Source organism: [Scytonema hofmanni] UTEX 2349, assembly GCF_000582685.1.
Lineage (GTDB): Bacteria > Cyanobacteriota > Cyanobacteriia > Cyanobacteriales > Nostocaceae > Hassallia > Hassallia hofmanni.
This window is the reverse complement of the sequence record NZ_KK073768.1, coordinates 3,675,185-3,691,711: the sequence shown is the minus strand read 5'-3', so window position 1 is coordinate 3,691,711 and position 16,527 is coordinate 3,675,185. Positions and strand designations below refer to the sequence as shown.

The 16,527-nt window shown below is 42.0% G+C and carries 15 protein-coding genes; 7 read left to right on the top strand and 8 right to left on the bottom strand.

Going from position 1 to position 16,527, the window contains the following annotated elements; genetic code table 11:
- Positions 1–76 precede the first annotated feature (76 nt).
- A complete protein-coding gene (apcB, locus tag TOL9009_RS0121520; RefSeq protein WP_029634587.1) occupies positions 77–586 on the bottom strand; it encodes an allophycocyanin subunit beta in 510 nt (169 codons plus the stop codon).
- Positions 587–947: 361 nt separating this feature from the next.
- Between apcB and glnA the strand changes: the two genes are divergently transcribed.
- Complete coding sequence (glnA, locus tag TOL9009_RS0121515; RefSeq protein ID WP_029634586.1) at positions 948–2,363, top strand: type I glutamate--ammonia ligase; 1,416 nt, start codon at positions 948–950, stop codon at positions 2,361–2,363.
- A 150-nt stretch (positions 2,364–2,513) separates the two neighbouring features.
- On the opposite strand, the gene TOL9009_RS0121510 is transcribed toward glnA, so the two are convergent.
- Entirely contained in the window at positions 2,514–2,717 is a 204-nt protein-coding gene (locus TOL9009_RS0121510) for a hypothetical protein (protein ID WP_029634585.1), read from the bottom strand.
- Between the two features lie 336 nt (positions 2,718–3,053).
- Between TOL9009_RS0121510 and TOL9009_RS0121505 the strand changes: the two genes are divergently transcribed.
- From TOL9009_RS0121505 to TOL9009_RS0121490, 4 genes are all read left to right on the top strand, one after another.
- Entirely contained in the window at positions 3,054–3,296 is a 243-nt protein-coding gene (locus TOL9009_RS0121505; protein WP_029634584.1) for a ribbon-helix-helix domain-containing protein, read from the top strand.
- A gap of 4 nt (positions 3,297–3,300) precedes the next feature.
- A complete protein-coding gene (locus tag TOL9009_RS0121500; protein ID WP_029634583.1) occupies positions 3,301–3,597 on the top strand; it encodes a type II toxin-antitoxin system RelE/ParE family toxin in 297 nt (98 codons plus the stop codon).
- Positions 3,598–3,863: 266 nt separating this feature from the next.
- Positions 3,864–4,919, top strand: coding sequence for a class I SAM-dependent methyltransferase (locus tag TOL9009_RS0121495; protein ID WP_029634582.1), 1,056 nt, complete (start codon positions 3,864–3,866; stop codon positions 4,917–4,919).
- Between the two features lie 133 nt (positions 4,920–5,052).
- Positions 5,053–5,316 (top strand): hypothetical protein, encoded by a 264-nt coding sequence (locus TOL9009_RS0121490; RefSeq protein WP_029634581.1) that lies wholly within the window; start codon positions 5,053–5,055, stop codon positions 5,314–5,316.
- A 385-nt stretch (positions 5,317–5,701) separates the two neighbouring features.
- Here TOL9009_RS0121490 and patX read toward each other — a convergent pair whose 3' ends face one another.
- The 3 genes from patX to TOL9009_RS0121475 form a co-directional block, all read right to left on the bottom strand.
- A complete protein-coding gene (gene patX / locus TOL9009_RS0121485) occupies positions 5,702–5,920 on the bottom strand; it encodes a heterocyst-inhibiting protein PatX (RefSeq protein ID WP_029634580.1) in 219 nt (72 codons plus the stop codon).
- Between the two features lie 107 nt (positions 5,921–6,027).
- Positions 6,028–7,800 (bottom strand): FAD-dependent oxidoreductase, encoded by a 1,773-nt coding sequence (locus tag TOL9009_RS0121480; protein WP_029634579.1) that lies wholly within the window; start codon positions 7,798–7,800, stop codon positions 6,028–6,030.
- Positions 7,801–8,541: 741 nt separating this feature from the next.
- On the bottom strand, positions 8,542–10,605 hold the full coding sequence (locus TOL9009_RS0121475) for a TonB-dependent receptor plug domain-containing protein (protein WP_029634578.1): 2,064 nt from the start codon (positions 10,603–10,605) through the stop codon (positions 8,542–8,544).
- Between the two features lie 928 nt (positions 10,606–11,533).
- Between TOL9009_RS0121475 and isiD the strand changes: the two genes are divergently transcribed.
- Together isiD and coaBC are read left to right on the top strand one after the other, a co-directional pair.
- Positions 11,534–11,746 (top strand): protein IsiD, encoded by a 213-nt coding sequence (isiD, locus tag TOL9009_RS0121465; protein WP_029634577.1) that lies wholly within the window; start codon positions 11,534–11,536, stop codon positions 11,744–11,746.
- Positions 11,747–11,814: 68 nt separating this feature from the next.
- Positions 11,815–13,017: a bifunctional phosphopantothenoylcysteine decarboxylase/phosphopantothenate--cysteine ligase CoaBC gene (gene coaBC, locus TOL9009_RS0121460; protein WP_029634576.1), complete on the top strand. Its 1,203-nt coding sequence runs from the start codon at positions 11,815–11,817 to the stop codon at positions 13,015–13,017.
- A 100-nt stretch (positions 13,018–13,117) separates the two neighbouring features.
- On the opposite strand, the gene TOL9009_RS0121455 is transcribed toward coaBC, so the two are convergent.
- From TOL9009_RS0121455 to ctaD, 3 genes are all read right to left on the bottom strand, one after another.
- Positions 13,118–13,540 carry a hypothetical protein gene (locus tag TOL9009_RS0121455; protein WP_029634575.1) on the bottom strand — a complete coding sequence of 141 codons (423 nt, stop codon included), beginning with the start codon at positions 13,538–13,540 and terminating at the stop codon, positions 13,118–13,120.
- Positions 13,541–13,869: 329 nt separating this feature from the next.
- Positions 13,870–14,460: a cytochrome c oxidase subunit 3 gene (locus TOL9009_RS0121450; RefSeq protein ID WP_029634574.1), complete on the bottom strand. Its 591-nt coding sequence runs from the start codon at positions 14,458–14,460 to the stop codon at positions 13,870–13,872.
- 287 nt (positions 14,461–14,747) lie between these two features.
- The gene (gene ctaD, locus TOL9009_RS0121440; RefSeq protein ID WP_029634572.1) at positions 14,748–16,457 is read right to left on the bottom strand and encodes a cytochrome c oxidase subunit I; all 1,710 of its coding nucleotides are present in this window, start codon (positions 16,455–16,457) and stop codon (positions 14,748–14,750) included.
- Between the last annotated feature and the right edge of the window lie 70 nt (positions 16,458–16,527).

Genomic DNA, 16,527 nt, shown 5'->3' with positions numbered 1-16,527 from the left:
GTGCGATCGCTATAATCTTTTTACATTTGCAGGGGAAACCCCAAGATAGCGCTGGCTCAATTTTTACCTTGTGCCACTAAATATCCTGCTCGCTCAACTCCCGTGTCATATAATCAAAAGGCTCATCCAAAAAAGCAGTATTAGCAACACCAGCAGCCGTCACTTGCTCCTTGATAATATCCTTCAAAATCTGGATACCCCGAACCGTCGGACCAATCGGCACACCCAAAGAATTGTAAGTTTCCCGCAGTCCTTGCAGTACCCGCTCATCTAGAACATCCATACTACCAGCAACCAGCGCATAAGTAGCGTAGCGCAAATAGTAATCCATATCCCGCAGACAAGCTGCATAGCGACGAGTCGTGTAAGCATTTCCACTAGGACGAATCAACTCCGGCTGTTCTTCAAATAACCGAGAACCAGCCTGTCTGACAATAGACGCCGCATTAGAATTAATTGCCCCAGCTGCTTGTACTCGTGCTGTACCACTTTCAAAGTAAGACTTGAGGCTGTCGATCGCATTCCGGTCAAAATACCGTCCGGCTACGTCATAATTCTTAATTAAACTTGTTACTGCATCCCGCATTCCGTTTTCTCCCAATCAATCCTATTTATGGTTTGATATTTATCTAGCTGCTTTTATGCGCCTATAAATTTTTGTGCTGCGGCAAAAGTCTCAGCACAAACATTAATCCATCGGCTACTTAAAGGATTCTATGTCAAAGTTGACCCTGTGAAATGAAGTATGAAGTTTTGTGAAAGTCGTTAAGCAAAAGTAAATATAAACTTTAATCATGAGTTTTTGTAGCTTATGCAACAAAACTACCTAATGTCCTATCTCTAGGATATTTCAGGGATCTCACAATTTGGTTTCATCAAACAGGGTCAGAGTGAATGCATTGAAAATTTCAGTTCTACCCTAGTAAATAGGCACACAAGGAGTAATCATGACAACCCCACAAGAAGTCTTGAAAATGATTCAGGACAACAACATTCAGATGATCGATCTGAAATTCATCGATACGCCAGGAACTTGGCAGCACCTCACGCTGTACTATAACCAAATTGATGAGACTGCATTTACTGACGGCGTGCCTTTCGACGGTTCGAGTATTCGGGGATGGAAAGCGATTAACGAATCAGACATGTCAATGGTTCTCGACCCAAACACAGCCTGGATCGATCCGTTCATGGCAGAGCCGACCCTGAGTATAATTTGTAGTATTCAAGAACCGCGTACAGGTGAACCTTACAATCGCTGTCCCCGCGTTATTGCTCAAAAAGCAGTAGACTACTTGGTTTCTACAGGTGTTGGTGACACAGCTTTCTTTGGTCCAGAAGCGGAATTTTTCATCTTTGATGATGCCCGATTTGACCAAACCGCCAATTCCGGCTATTATTATGTAGATTCAGTAGAAGGTGCTTGGAATTCCGGTAAAGAAGAAGGTCCTAACCTCGCATACAAACCACGCTTCAAACAGGGTTACTTCCCAGTTGCCCCCACCGACAGTTTCCAAGATATCCGCACCGAAATGCTGCTGACAATGGCAAAGTGCGGCGTACCGATTGAAAAGCAACACCACGAAGTTGCTACGGGTGGACAGTGCGAACTCGGTTTCCGTTTCGGTAAGTTAATTGAAGCTGCCGACTGGCTGATGACTTACAAATATGTCATCAAGAACGTTGCTAAGAAATACGGCAAAACCGTTACCTTCATGCCCAAGCCCATCTTCGGCGATAACGGTTCTGGGATGCACTGTCACCAATCTATCTGGAAAGATGGTAAGCCCCTCTTTGGCGGCGATAAGTACGCCGGTTTGAGTGAAATGGCATTGCACTACATTGGTGGTATTCTCCGTCACGCACCAGCATTGTTAGCAATCACCAACCCCACCACCAACTCTTACAAGCGCCTAGTACCTGGTTATGAAGCACCTGTAAACTTAGCTTATTCCCAAGGTAATCGTTCTGCTTCTGTACGGATTCCTCTTTCTGGTAACAATCCCAAAGCAAAACGCCTAGAATTCCGTTGTCCGGATGCAACATCTAACCCTTACTTGGCATTCGCTGCTATGCTTTGTGCTGGTTTAGATGGTATCAAGAACAAAATTCATCCTGGTGAACCTCTAGATAAGAATATCTATGAACTCTCCCCAGATGAACTGGCTAAGGTTCCTTCTACACCAGGTTCTTTAGAATTGGCATTGGAAGCACTAGAGAAGGATCATGCTTTCTTAACCGAACCAGGTGTGTTTACCGAAGACTTCATTCAAACTTGGATTTCTTACAAGCTAGATAACGAAGTTAACCCAATGCGTCTGCGTCCTCATCCTTACGAATTTGCTCTTTACTACGATTGTTAATTTCTAGGGACTGGGGATTAGTTGTTTAAAATAGCAATCCTCAGTCAGTCTAAATCAGGTATTTGAGAACATTATTAAGCCACCTACAGGGTGGCTTTTTTTGAGTAGCTATCAGGCTTATTTTCATTTCTAGTCCCTAGTCCCTAGTCCCTAGCTCATTGTCGCATTGCTGCGATCGTAAGTCATACGAACGGTAGGATCTATCTTGCCTTGAATCGGGTTCCAGCAATGAGATGCTTTGCCAGCAGGAAGACCTAGTTCTTCACCAACACGTTCCAGCATCGATTGTTGACGATTTTTTACCAACTGATAATGACGCATCATTAAAGCACGCGCTTTTTCTTGGGTAGACATATCAAGTTCCTCTTTATTGTTTTAATGATTTATAGATTCATTTTTCATCTACAAAACTACTATATCAAATAATTCTGTAACCAAAGTTACAAAAACGAAATCGTTACAAAACTTAATATTTATCCGGCAATGAGTGATGCCGGGATACCTCTGCGACATATCCAATCCATGAGAGGCTTTGGAGTGTTATTTAGGGATGACTGACCAGCATAAGGAGAGTGCGATCGCAGCACTAAACTCTGCCCCGGTTAAAATAGAGTATTGGAAAAAAGTTGTTATCAGTGGCGTTTTTCGGTAAAAATAGTTTATATTCCCCAAGTAAAACACCGCAGGTTTATGCAAGTTTTTTTGCCACTGGAACTCGAAGAACTCGTCAGAGCAACTATTGCCAGTGGGGTGTATGCTTCTGAAAATGAGGTTATTTGTGCCGCTTTGCAGCTTTTGAAAGACCATACCGACTATTTGAAAGAAGAACTGCTACGGGGAATTGAGGAAGCAGATAGAAAAAATTTCTCCTCCATGACCTTGGAAGAACTGAAAGCGGAAGGACGGCGCAGACAAGCCTTGCAAAACCATTAAACGCATGACTTTTTTTGTTGCCCGTACCCGACTTGCCGATGAAGACCTGTTGGAAATCTGGCGTTACATCGCCCAAAATAACATTGAGGCTGCTGACCGTCTGTTAGAAAAGATAGACAGAAAGTGCCAGCTTTTGGCTGATAGTCCTAGAGCAGGGGTTAAACGTGACGACCTCGCTACAGGTCTGCTGTGTCTCATCGAAGGCAAGTATCTTATCTTCTACCGCATCACTGACGAAACAGTTGAGATTTTACGAATCTTACACGGGGCGCAGAATCTCAAAGCCATTTTGCTTTCATAATATCCCCTGCCTCAGCGGAGGTGTGCCAGTGAAAAATTTTAAGCGTCTCAGCGAGAATACTTAGAAGCGTATATCCCCACGATCAAAGCCAGGGACAAAAGCCCAGCTGCCTTGGAGCGTTATTTAGGGATGACTCATTAGCATAAGGAGAATGCGATCGCAGCACTAAACTCTGCCCCCACATCTTTCTGAAGATTGATGAGAAAACTTTTACAATTATTTACAACAAAGTACTACAGTTAAAATAATCCAAGCCATTCTCACTCATGTCTGACACTTTAACTAAACTCACTTATCAGACTTTTCAGCAAGGTAAAAATTACTTTGGTCTAGCGCACAAAATTTTAAGCACGCGCTTAAAGAATATTATCTCTCCCAGTAATAAGCAGACCAAACCCATCCCAAGTGAGCTTTTACTCAAACTTCAACAAAGGCTAAATAACTTACTTGAAGTTGATTGGGAAGATGCTGAACAAGGCGTATATCCTACAAGCTTACTATTTGATAACCCTTGGGAAGACTTTTTCCGCTACTATCCAGCAGTATGGCTAGATTTACCACAACTCTGGGAGCGGACTAACCAAAAAAAATATCAAGAGTTTTCCCCAAATGTCGATATAGAGGGTTATCCCAGCTATTATGTACAGAACTTCCATCACCAAACTGATGGTTATTTGAGTGATTACTCAGCTAATCTGTATGATTTGCAGGTAGAAATTCTCTTTGGTGGTTCTGCGGATGCAATGCGCCGGCGGATTCTCGCTCCTTTGAAGGAAGGGCTGAAAGTTTTTAGTGATGTGTCACCCAGGCAAATACGTATTTTAGATGTAGCTTGTGGTACAGGTCGCACCATAAAGTCGATTCGCGCTGCTTTGTCTCAAGCCTCTTTGTTTGGTACAGATTTATCGCCGGCTTATTTGCGTAAGGCTATAGAACTGTTATCCCAAATTCCTGGGGAGTTACCACAAGTTTTACAAGCTAATGCGGAAGAGTTACCTTATTTAGATAACTATTTTCATGCTGTCACTTCTGTTTTCCTTTTCCATGAGTTACCCCCGATGGTACGTCAGCGAGTAATTGAAGAATGCTTCCGGGTAACAAAACCAGCTGGGGTGTTTATTATCTGTGATTCAATTCAGATGAGCGATTGTCCTGAGTTTGAACCAATGATGGAAAACTTCCACGAAACTTTCCACGAACCTTACTACAAAAATTACACTACAGATAATCTGGTGGAGCGTTTAGAAAAAGCGGGGTTCGAGAATATTACAACTCAATCGCATTTTATGAGTAAGTATTTGATTGCTCACAAGCCAGCATAACATTTTTGGGGATATTTGCTGTTATATCATGTCCCTAGTTGGGACAGGTAATTTGAGAGACGTTCCAACGGAACGTCTCTACCAAGGTTTGACATGATATTAGCTCATAGGGATAGAAGCTTTTGAATCCGGAATGGATATTACCTTAGGAGCCGAATTGCGTCGAGTTGCCAATTTGGTAGAAGTGGCAAACACAATGCCTGTTTGGGAACGTCCCCAGTATTTAATGGAGCGTTTACCGCAGACTTTGTTTGCACCTGAGTTGCAGTTTACCAGAATTATGGCGGCACAAAAGGCTTGGCAGCGCGATCCACAAGCGTTTATAGATAAATTTGTGCCGATGTTTCTTAACGGCATTAAGGGTACAGAAAACAACCGCTTCAGCTTCATCTCGTGACTAAATGGGGCTTTTGCGTTGATTTTTGTAGTAGAGACGTAGCAATGCTACGTCTCTACATTTATATGCGATCGCGAAATGGTATTAAAGGTCAATTGTTGTAATTGAAAAACTTTTGATGCAGTTGATGGAGGAAGCAAGTTTGCTTCGCATTTTGAGGCAAGGTTTACGACTGAGTATGTATACAAAAGCTTACTGACGAAGTACTGGGCGATCGCCTGAATTTTTGTATTTAATTATGCAATGTGTATACCAGGGGTATATGTATCAAATATTTTGGGCATAACACCCTGTTTAACTGGATGAAGTTTTTCTTGCTACAACAAAATTGTTGCTTTAAGCAAGTTACCTTCCCTTATTGTTGTTAAACAGCAGGATATGTCGGTTAGACATATTGCATTAACTGTTTACGTCCGCTACCCCGATGAGGCACTGGCATATCTGGTTGGCTAGGTTTGCTGGACTGGGGTTTTGCCGATATCAATTGTTCTGAATCACAAAAGGATAGCAACAGATTAGATAAGCAATTTGCGATCGCTTGGAAGTTAAAAGCTAAGGAGCTCAGTACTAAACCAGTAATTAGAAGTGAAATAGTTGCACGCATAAGAAGTGTCTATTTTGGAACTCTCCACTTCACTGATACTTAGTTTTTTTTACTGCGTCCGGACATTTTGACAAAAGTAACGTTTTTAACTTGAAAAAATGTTTAGATTATTCCTGAATATGTTCAACTAATAACCAATTACCAGCACGATTCCAGTAACCACAAATTTGTAGCGATTGCTGATCAATTAAATTTTGCAGTTGCTCGTCTATATGCGATCGCAAAGTCACAATTGGTAAAAGCAATTGCTTTTGAGTTGCTGTGGTGATGCTAAATCTGTAATCTTGCTGATCTAGGCGGTGGAAGATGCCCCGGAAATATTCTTGATTAAGTGATTTTATGTATTTAGATTGAAAATATTTATACTGGTTATTAGATGAGATAGGACAATTTCCAGTAGCTGGATAAGCGTCTGGGTTATCTAAGTAATACAATTGCCAGTCCAGCCATTCCGGATGATCGGGTGGTAAATTAAATAAGGGAACGACTGCCGCAGGAGAGCGTAAGTCTCGCAATAAAGCATTTTGCAGCATTCTAACAGGTAAATCTCTCGGCTGAGTGTTCAACTGGGCGCACATAGCAGCAGCCATTCCTGCCGCTTGACCAATGCCCATCACCACAGGTTGCAATCTCGTCGCACCATTGGTTATATGTGATACAGAGATATTTTTTTCACAAACCAATAAACCATCCGTTTGGGCAGGAATTAGACAACCGTAACCAATTGTGAAGGGAGTTCCTGTCCAACGTCCCCCCCAACGCATAGATTTGGGTTGTAGCTGGTAGTTGACTCCGGGATAATGGTGGTCATTGGCGTAATTACCAATAGCGATTGTTTCGATATTTAAGGATGCTACTCTACCAAGAGCGATCGGCAAAATATCCTGTTCTCGCATAGTAGTTAGTCCCACCAAACGGCGGCTTTCCCGGTAGTAGGGATGTAGGGCGTAAGCCGTGCAGGGATTTCGGTATTCAGGAAAAACTTGTTCTGCCAAGCCGTAGCGATCGCCTAGCTGATTTTGGATAAAATGGGCAAAATTTTGGCTGTGCCAGCGACATTCTTGTAAAAACTCACTTTTTGATGTCTCTGACTCTATCAAACGCCCAACTTCTTTGCCGTAGTCATTACCACAGATGGGCCAATTGATCATCAACAGCCCTCCCGGTAAGCGTCCATAATTCAAAAACTTCTCGGCACCATAATCATCCCAAGCGCCTGCAAACATTGATAAATCTTGATTGGGTGCTGGGGCTATTTCTTGTCGTTCTTCTTCACCAAAATCTTGCATCATCACAACCCAAGTCGGCGCTTGCACCGGATATTTTTCTGTGATATAATTAAAATGTGCTGGGGCGCTTGGCTCTTGCCATTGAGATTGCAATTCCCAACCCCAGCGATGAGGTATTTCCCCTAAAGCCAATAAATCTCCTAATTCTGTGCCGTCGAGAATAATCTTAGCTTTGACAGTAAAATCAGCAAAGCGAACGCCAGTAACACAATCTGCCTGTCGCAAAATTTCTAACGGAACTTTACCAGAAATCCAATGCAAATTTGGTAATTCTTGCACCCAATCGGCAAAAATCGCTGCCCCAATGCGCGGATCGTAACTAAAAAAGCTTACCCAACTATTGTCTAATCCTCCTGGCTGTCGAGAACGCAATTCTCGCAAAAACTCACCCCATAAACCTGTCTGAAATGCTTCTAATTCGTTACCATCGGGTACAGAAACCCCGGCTGAAGTCAGCATTCCCCCCAACCAAGGAAATTCGCTCACCAGGATAGTTTTTGCTTTACATCGCGCTGCTTGGATAGCCGCAGCAGTTCCGCCGGTTCCCCCACCGACAACTAAAACATCAGCCGTGTACGTCTGATTAATCATCTATTCACCTGCTATATAAAAGCTAGACAAGTCTAGACATTAGGATGGGAACACATGGATGTCTTCGTTTTGAGGATTTGATCAAATATACAGCAAATTTCACTCCTTAGGAGGTACATACGTAAAACCCAAAACCCTATGGAAACCTAGCACTTGGTAGTCTCTACATGTATTTGATCACAACGCAATCTGCTGTAAGGAACAGCGCTATGGAAAGCCTGGGGAAGGACTTGTAGCAAATTACGTCAAACTGCAAGTATATCAAGTGACAGTTAGACAACTGGACAGAATTTTCTTTTTCTGCGCTCTTTTATAGCCATGAAAAAACGCCTGGGAGTGTTACCGTGTTTCCACCCCAGGCGTTTTTTACTTTTAACTTGCTCCTCACACACAAATAAAACATATCACTGCTTTTATCAAACGGCAAGTATATCAAGTGACAGTTAGACAACTGGACAGAATTTTCTTTTTCTGCGCTCTTTTATAGCCATGAAAAAACGCCTGGGAGTGTTACCGTGTTTCCACCCCAGGCGTTTTTTACTTTTAACTTGCTCCTCACACACGATTTAAGAATATCATTAGTTAAATCAAAATGCCACCATATTAAGTGACGGTTTGTAAACTGCCTATTTTTACTCTAGTAGTCCACCACATTAGTTCTGAGCAGTTACGAGAGGTCAGATCCCCGACTTCTCCAAGAAGTCGGGGATCTAGCAGCGATGGGATGAACAAGTTGCCCTATTAAAAACTCGACGATACACCAATTCTAAAGGTGCGTCCGGGTTGATAAACGCGATTAACTTTTTCATACTCAACACCAGCTAAGTTTTCCACGAAAACATTTAGCCCTAAATTTCTCGTTATGGGAATCCTACCACCAAGATCCAAGTTCAACCAAGAGGGTGAAAAATCTGTGGTACTTTGACCTGGTAAATTAAATAAGGCTCTACGCGAACCACTGTTGTAACTAGCAATCAAATTAAGCTGCCAACCGTTGGATTGATAACCGATACCCATTTGTGCTACTGAGTAGGGAACTGTACTCAACTGCAATCCTTTTTCTATACCTGATTCGATGCGGGCATCAGTGTAAGTATAGTTGATAAAAGTTGACCATTCACGGGCAATTCGCAATCGTAAAGCCGCTTCTAAACCGTTGGTATTTACTAAGCCAATATTAGTCCACTGTCCGCCAAGTATTGCCAAACGGTTATCTAAACTACTGGCAAAGTAAGTGAATTGCCCGGTTAAATTATTAGATAATTTGACATCAAGTCCTGCTGTCCAAGAGAAACCAGTTTCCGGTTTGAGGTCGGGGTTGGGCAACCAGCCATGAACGGTATCATAAACATACAATTGGTCTATACCGGGGTTGCGCTGCACTGAAGCCCAACTTCCACGCACTGCAATATTGTCGCTAGCAGCATATTTTAATCCGACACTAGGATTAAGGTAACTACCAAATTCACTATTAAAGTTTTGTCTCAATCCTAAATCTGCTTGAAAATTCTTTGTTAGATTCCAAGTATTTAAGGCAAATATTGCTGTTTGAAATCTATCTCTAGTTTCATTACCATTAAAACGAATTCGATTGGGAACATTGCTAAATGTATCACCATCAAGGTTGCTATTTTTTAAATCTAATCCCCAACGCAGAAGGTTATTTTGATTGAATTGCCACTGATGTTCTACTCTGGCAGTCAATCCTTGAGAATTTAATGAACCTTGACGATAAAAAGTAGTGCCACTTGGACCATAAGTGCTGAAGTAATCTTGAGCATAACCGATGGTGGCGTTAAGAATAGAATCTTTACTATTACCAAGCTGGCTTTTCCAAGATAAACCAGTATTGAATACATCGTGGTCAAGTCTGTCTCTTTGAAGAGGGAATCCAAAATAAGTTAAACCTCGACGACTGCTAATTATATTAGTATCAAAACTGATAGTATTTTTGGAATTTACATCTAAAGTAATATTACCAAAGTAGTTGCTAGTTGATGTATCTCCATTAAAAAAACGTCCATTCGCATCACGATTTACAGCCCCTACAGGTACTCTGTAATTATTTTCGGCATCGTACTTTTCGTAGCCGATATTAAATTTTACTGAGCCAAGAGTCCCACCATAATTAGTACGGTAGTTAGATTCATCAAAAGAACCATATTGCACTAAACCACTAAATCTAGGCGGTCCTTCACCTTGTTTAGTGATAATATTAACTACTCCGCCAACGGCTTCTGAACCGTATAATGTGGAAGCTGTACCACTAGATAATTCCACCCGTTCAATTGATTCTACGGGAATGCTATTGAGGTCAGTATTGCCATGATAAATATTAATATTGCTGTTAATCGGTCTGCCATTTAGTAAAAATACAGACTGGTTTATTGACTGTCCTCGGTAGAAGGTTCCGGTGTGAATATCTGCACCATAACCGACATCGTTAATCGCAAATCCGGGTAAACCTCTTAATACTTCTGCTGCACTATTAGCACCTTGTTTTTGAATTTCATCTTTGTCTATTACATAAACTGGGGTAGATTGAGGTTGAGTATCTTGTTCTCCAGTTACTTCTAGGTTAATATCTGGATCATCGGTGGTTTGTGGTTCACTTGTTGGTGGTGACTGGCTAATTTTATCTAATTCAGTTTGCTTTAATAATTGAGCATCAGTGTATGGTAGTTTGATTTCACTTAAATTAGGAATGTCTGATATTACCTGAGACGATTTATCCGCAGCTACGGCAGGAAATGCGATCGCTAAACTTGTTACAACAACTGAAAACAAAACAAAATACCTTGTCACCCTGTTCCCTCACACTAAGTAAAAACACCAATCAGGTGTTATTTTTGCGAGAAAAGCAAAAATATGTCAAAAGACAGGGTGTCATATTTCAGGGATTAGGGCATGTTTGCAAATCCTGGAAGCTCTCAGGCTAAAAGCTTGGAGCGTTGCGTGTACAAAGCCTGCCGTCCCAAGCTGAAAACCATTTTTGCTGGTTGATTGATAGCCATGAAAAAACGCCTGGGAGTGTGACCGTGTTTCCACCCCAGGCGTTTTTTACTTTTAACTTGCTCCTCACACACAAATAAACCATATCACTGCTTTTATCAAACCGCAAGTATATCAAGTGACAGTTAGACAAGTGGACACAATTTTTTTTTTGCTGGTTGATTGATAGCCATGAAAAAACGCCTGGGAGTGTGACCGTGTTTCCACCCCAGGCGTTTTTTACTTTTAACTTGCTCCTCACACACAAATAAACCATATCATTAGTTAAATCAAAATGCAAGTATTTTAAGTGACAGTTTGTAAACTGCCTATTTTTTTAATAATTTAATTTCATAGTGGGCACTCTTTGTGTCCAATAGACACTCTGACAAATATTGTTTGAGCTTGGTCACGTCATCCTGATGGCTGCTGCCCGTTACCCAATCCCCAATGCGCGTAAAATCCCCCAGACTCAAGTCTGGTGATGAGCTTAAGAATCTGATATGGGGCATCAAATTCCTCCATAAATGTTAGATATATTACAGAATTTCGTGGTGAATCTGTAAAAGTATTAGATATTATTTTGTCACAATTGTAAAAAATTTACAATTTTAGCTAAAAATCCGGAAAAATTTTACGAAATCAACGCCCCCGAATGAGTAAGATATATTGGGTGGCTGCGTCAGCACGCAACTCAATTCATGCGCTATGGCGAATGCTGCATAAGGGAGGGGCAAACAGAATGAAAACTCTAAGCATTTCTAGAAATGATATTGCTGTCATGACCGTACAAGAGGTTGAAGAGTTGGCAACACGCTTGGATCAAGATAATTACAGCAATGCTTTTGAGGGTTTGAATGATTGGCATCTGCTGCGAGCGATCGCATTTGCGCGTCCAGAGTTAGTTGAACCCTATATCCATCTTTTAGATTTGGAACCCTACGACGAAGCATAAGGTATGAAGAGTTAGAGGTTATGAGTTATGAATGAATAATATTAACTCATAATTCCTAACTTTTTCCTATGCCAAGTGGTAAATCGACCAAAAGGGTTTTAGTTGGTGTAGGTGGTGGTATCGCTGCCTATAAAGTTTGTGAAGTTATTTCCACGCTGTTTAAAAGTGGGGTGGAAGTGCGGGTGATTCTTACATCTACAGCACAAGAATTTATTACACCTTTAACTGTAGCTACTTTATCTCGCCATCAAGCATACACAGATGAGGATTTTTGGCAAGCTAAATACTCGCGTCCGTTACATATAGAGTTGGGTGAATGGGCAGATTTGTTTGTCATTGCTCCTTTAACAGCTCATACATTAGCAAAATTAGCTCACGGGATGGCTGATAATTTGCTCACCAACACCGTTTTAGCTTCTACTTGTCCCGTGTTGCTCGCACCGGCAATGAATACCGAAATGTGGGAACAACTGACGGTGCAACGAAATTGGCGCGACTTATTGACAGATAGCCGATATCATGGTATGAGTACAGCATCGGGGTTGTTAGCGTGCGATCGCGTCGGTGCCGGCAGAATGGCAGAACCTCCAGAAATTTTCGCCTATATAAAATCACTGTTGCACACCGCAGGCAAGCGAGATTTAACTGGTAAGCGAGTGTTGATTAGTGCTGGAGGAACGCGAGAACATCTTGACCCAGTGCGATTTATTGGCAATCCCTCCACAGGTAAAATGGGATTAGCTTTAGCCCAAGCAGCACTTCATCGAGGTGCGAATGTGACGTTAGTACATGGGTTAGGTAGTTGGAATGCACCTTTGGGAGTGCAAGCAATTTCAGTTATTAGTGCTGAGGAAATGCAGCAAGTAATGCTGGAATATTTGCCGAATGCTGATGTGATTATCATGTCGGCAGCGGTTGCAGATGTAAAGCCACGCGATTGTAGTTTGGAGAAATTGCCCAAGCGATCGCTTCCCGAAACTTTACCTTTAGAAGCAGTACCTGATATAGTTGCCGAATTAGCAAGCCAAAAACAACCACATCAAAAGATAATCGGATTCGCTGCACAAAATGGCGATATTGTCAAGCCTGCTTTAGAAAAATTGCAGAGAAAGAAATTAGATGCGATCGTTGCTAATCCGATAGATGAACCGGATAGTGGTTTTGGCAGTGATAATAATAAAGCGATATTTTTAGATAATCGAGGTCGGCAAATGGTAATTGAACCTTGCTCTAAGTTAGAAATGGCGCATCGTTTATTTGATTTTATCTGAAAATTAATACAACTATTTTGCAACTTATAAAGCGATCGCACCCACGCACAAATAAAATAGTTAAGTGCGTAGGTACAACCCACTATAAACCTTTTTTTCTTTATCCTCTTACATATTTAACGACAGGATCTGTTTGCAAAACTTTGCCATTTTTGAGAATCTCTAGACTCACACCATTGACAACATATTCATATTTTCCATTCTTAGCAATATATCCTGTTCCCTCTTCTGTGTAGGCTGGAAGAGAACGGATACCTTTACTATTAAGCTTGGAAGTGCTTGTATAAAAAAGCTTTCCACTTCTTTTACAAATATAAATAGAAAAATTACGAGTTTCGATATTGGCTTCTAATGTTCCTCCTCCTGCATACTTAGGGCAAGTAGATGCCGAGGCTATAATCTCAGTATTTATTGCTGAAGCTTGAGTAGCCACTAATTCTGAGGCTACAGCAGAGGAAGATGTCCCAAATGTTCCAGTCAGTAATGAAGCCGTAGCCAAAATTAGCGGAAATGATTTGTTCATTGTAGGTATTGAAGTTTGATTACTCTAAGCTTCAAATTCAAGTTACAGTTTTTCGGATTTTTGGTAAAAAATTTGACACTGTTGATTTGCTGTCTGAGAAAAAGCGTTGTGAGGAAACCCGCTTCCCTAACACAACGCTTCTTCCGCATTAAGTCAGACTCTACATTTTATATTTTTTTGACCTATGACCTAATATCATTTCTGTGTGAAGCTGCGCCTAATTAGCCCACGAAGGTGGGCTTTGTACATGTAGCCGCGAGTTTACTCGTCAGGTTATTAAGCGCAACCTCACAAAGAATTGACCTAATTTTTCAGCAAACCCTAAATATTCACTGCCAAAGATAGATTAGAACAAACAAAATAATCCAGATCACATCAACAAAGTGCCAAAACAAAGAAGTTGCATTCACCCCAAAGTGTCCGGAATCGAAATTACCGGGAATGAAAGAGCGTACAAGAATAATCGTTTGTAACAAAATACCAGTGAGAACGTGCAAACCGTGGAAACCTGTCAATAAATAAAACGTTCCCCCAAATACACCAGAAGTGAAACCAAAAGTTAAATTACTCCATTCAATACCTTGTCCCACTAAAAAGTAAGTTCCCATCGCCATTGTTGTAAAAAGATACAAGCGATATTGCATCAATTTATGGCTTTGCAGAGCGCGTTCTGCCAAATAAATGACAAAGCTACTAGCAACAAGAACCACTGTATTAATTGCCGGTTCCTTAACTTCAAGTCCAGAAACACCGATTGGTAGCCAATTAGGTGTGGTTGTTTTATAGAGAATATATCCAGCGAAAAAACTCAGGAAAATAACGCTTTCAGATAGTAAGAAAACGATGAAGCCAAACATCTTATTGCCTTCTTCATCATGGGTATGCTCATGCAACTGCTCGGAAACTAAATAACTGTCCATTGCTTAAATTCTCCTTTATCTTGTGTCGAGTTCTGGTTCCTGGTTCCTAGTCAGAGACTGGGAACGAGAAAACGAGAAATGATCAGGTTTTCAAAGCCTCTCTCCCTGTGGGGGAGAGGTTTGGAGAGGGGTTCTTTGTGGGAACAAGGAAACCTAACCCCTAACCCCTTCCCTACGTTCGCGAAGCGTCTCGAAGAGAGGGAAGGGGAACCAGAAATCAAGGTTTCAAAGCCTCTCTCCCTGTGGGGGAGAGGTTTGGAGAGGGGTTCTTTGAGACTAGAAACAAATTAATCTACGCCTGTCAAAGTTGGGTTTGCCCTATCATATTGATGACTATGAGATGGAGCAATCAACGGTTCCGACTTGCCATAACCGTAAGGTTCGCTGATGACAATGGGAATTTCTTCAAAGTTCTCTACAGGAGGAGGTGAAGAAACTAACCATTCCAAACCAATTGCTCTCCAAGGATTATCAGGTGCTTTCTCACCTTGCATCCAAGAAACTATCATGTTGAAAATGAAAGGCAAAGTAGACATTCCTAACAGAAAGGCGCCGAGACTAGCAATAATATTCCAGAATTCATATCCTGCATCTGGAGCATAGGAAGAGACTCGACGTAACATACCTTGCAATCCTAATGGATGCATGGGGAAAAAGTTGAGGTTAGTACCGACGAATGTTAACCAAAAGTGCAATTTACCCCAGCCTTCGTGATACATGCGTCCCGTCATTTTCGGGAACCAGTGGTAAATTGCCGCATACAAGCCCATCGTCACTGTACCGTAAAGGACGTAGTGGAAGTGACCGACAACAAAGTAAGTATTGTTAACGTGAACATCAACGGGTACAGAGGAAAGCATGATGCCTGTGATACCCGCAAACACAAACATGATTAATGCACCCAAAGCAAACAGCATTGCTGTATTCAAGCGAATCTTACCGCCCCAGATGGTTGCTACCCAGGCAAATACCTTAATTCCTGTCGGTACAGATACGCACATCGTTGTCAGCATGAAAAACAACCGCATCCAGCCTGCTGTACCGCTGACATACATGTGGTGTACCCAAACTATACCGCTGACTCCCGCAATTAAGAGCGATGAAATGGCGACTACTTTGTAACCAAATAGCGGTTTGCGAGAATAGACGGGGAAGATTTCCGAGAAAATACCGAAGATAGGTAAAATTATTACATAAACGGCGGGGTGGGAATAGAACCAAAAATAGTGCTGGAAGAGGACTGGATTACCTCCCTTACTAGGGTCAAAAAAGGCAGTACCGGCGGTGAGGTCGAGTAACAACATGACCGCACCTGCTGTCAATGCTGGCAATCCAAACAGTTGGATAATTTGGGCGCTAAACACTGCCCAAACAAACAACGGCATCCGAAAGAAGCCCATACCTGGTGCCCGCATCTTGACGATGGTGGTAACAAAGTTGACCGCACCCATAATGGAAGACACGCCGGAGATTGCTACCGCCAATAACCAGAGAACTTGACCGTTAATTAAGTTACCTGTGGGGTTCTGGAGGCTCACTGGCGGGTAAGACCACCAGCCTGCTTGGGCGGGTCCACCAGGGACTACAAAGCTTGCCATGAGGAGAATTCCGACCACTGGCACCATCCAAAAAGCCACGGCATTCAAACGTGGAAATGCCATATCGCGGGCGCCAATCATCAAAGGTACTAGATAGTTGGCAAAACCAACTAGTGAAGGAAATGTCCACAGGAAAAGCATGACGGTGCCATGCATGGTGAACAACCCATTGTATACGGTGCGGTCTACTAAGTCTGAATCTGGGGTGATTAGTTCTCCGCGAATTACCATCGCAAACATACCACCGACAAGAAAGAAGATGAATGCGGTAACGAGATATTGGATACCGATTACTTTGTGGTCGGTGCTAAAGCTGAAGTATTGTTTCCAGTGGTTTGGGGGTTCGTGGTGAGGTGTCTCACTAGGGATTATAATGCCTTCGATGGGGATGTTGGTCATTTGTTTGTTGGTTTGTTAGTTGATGGTTGATAGTTGTTAGTTGTTCGTTGATGGTTGATGGTGGTGATGG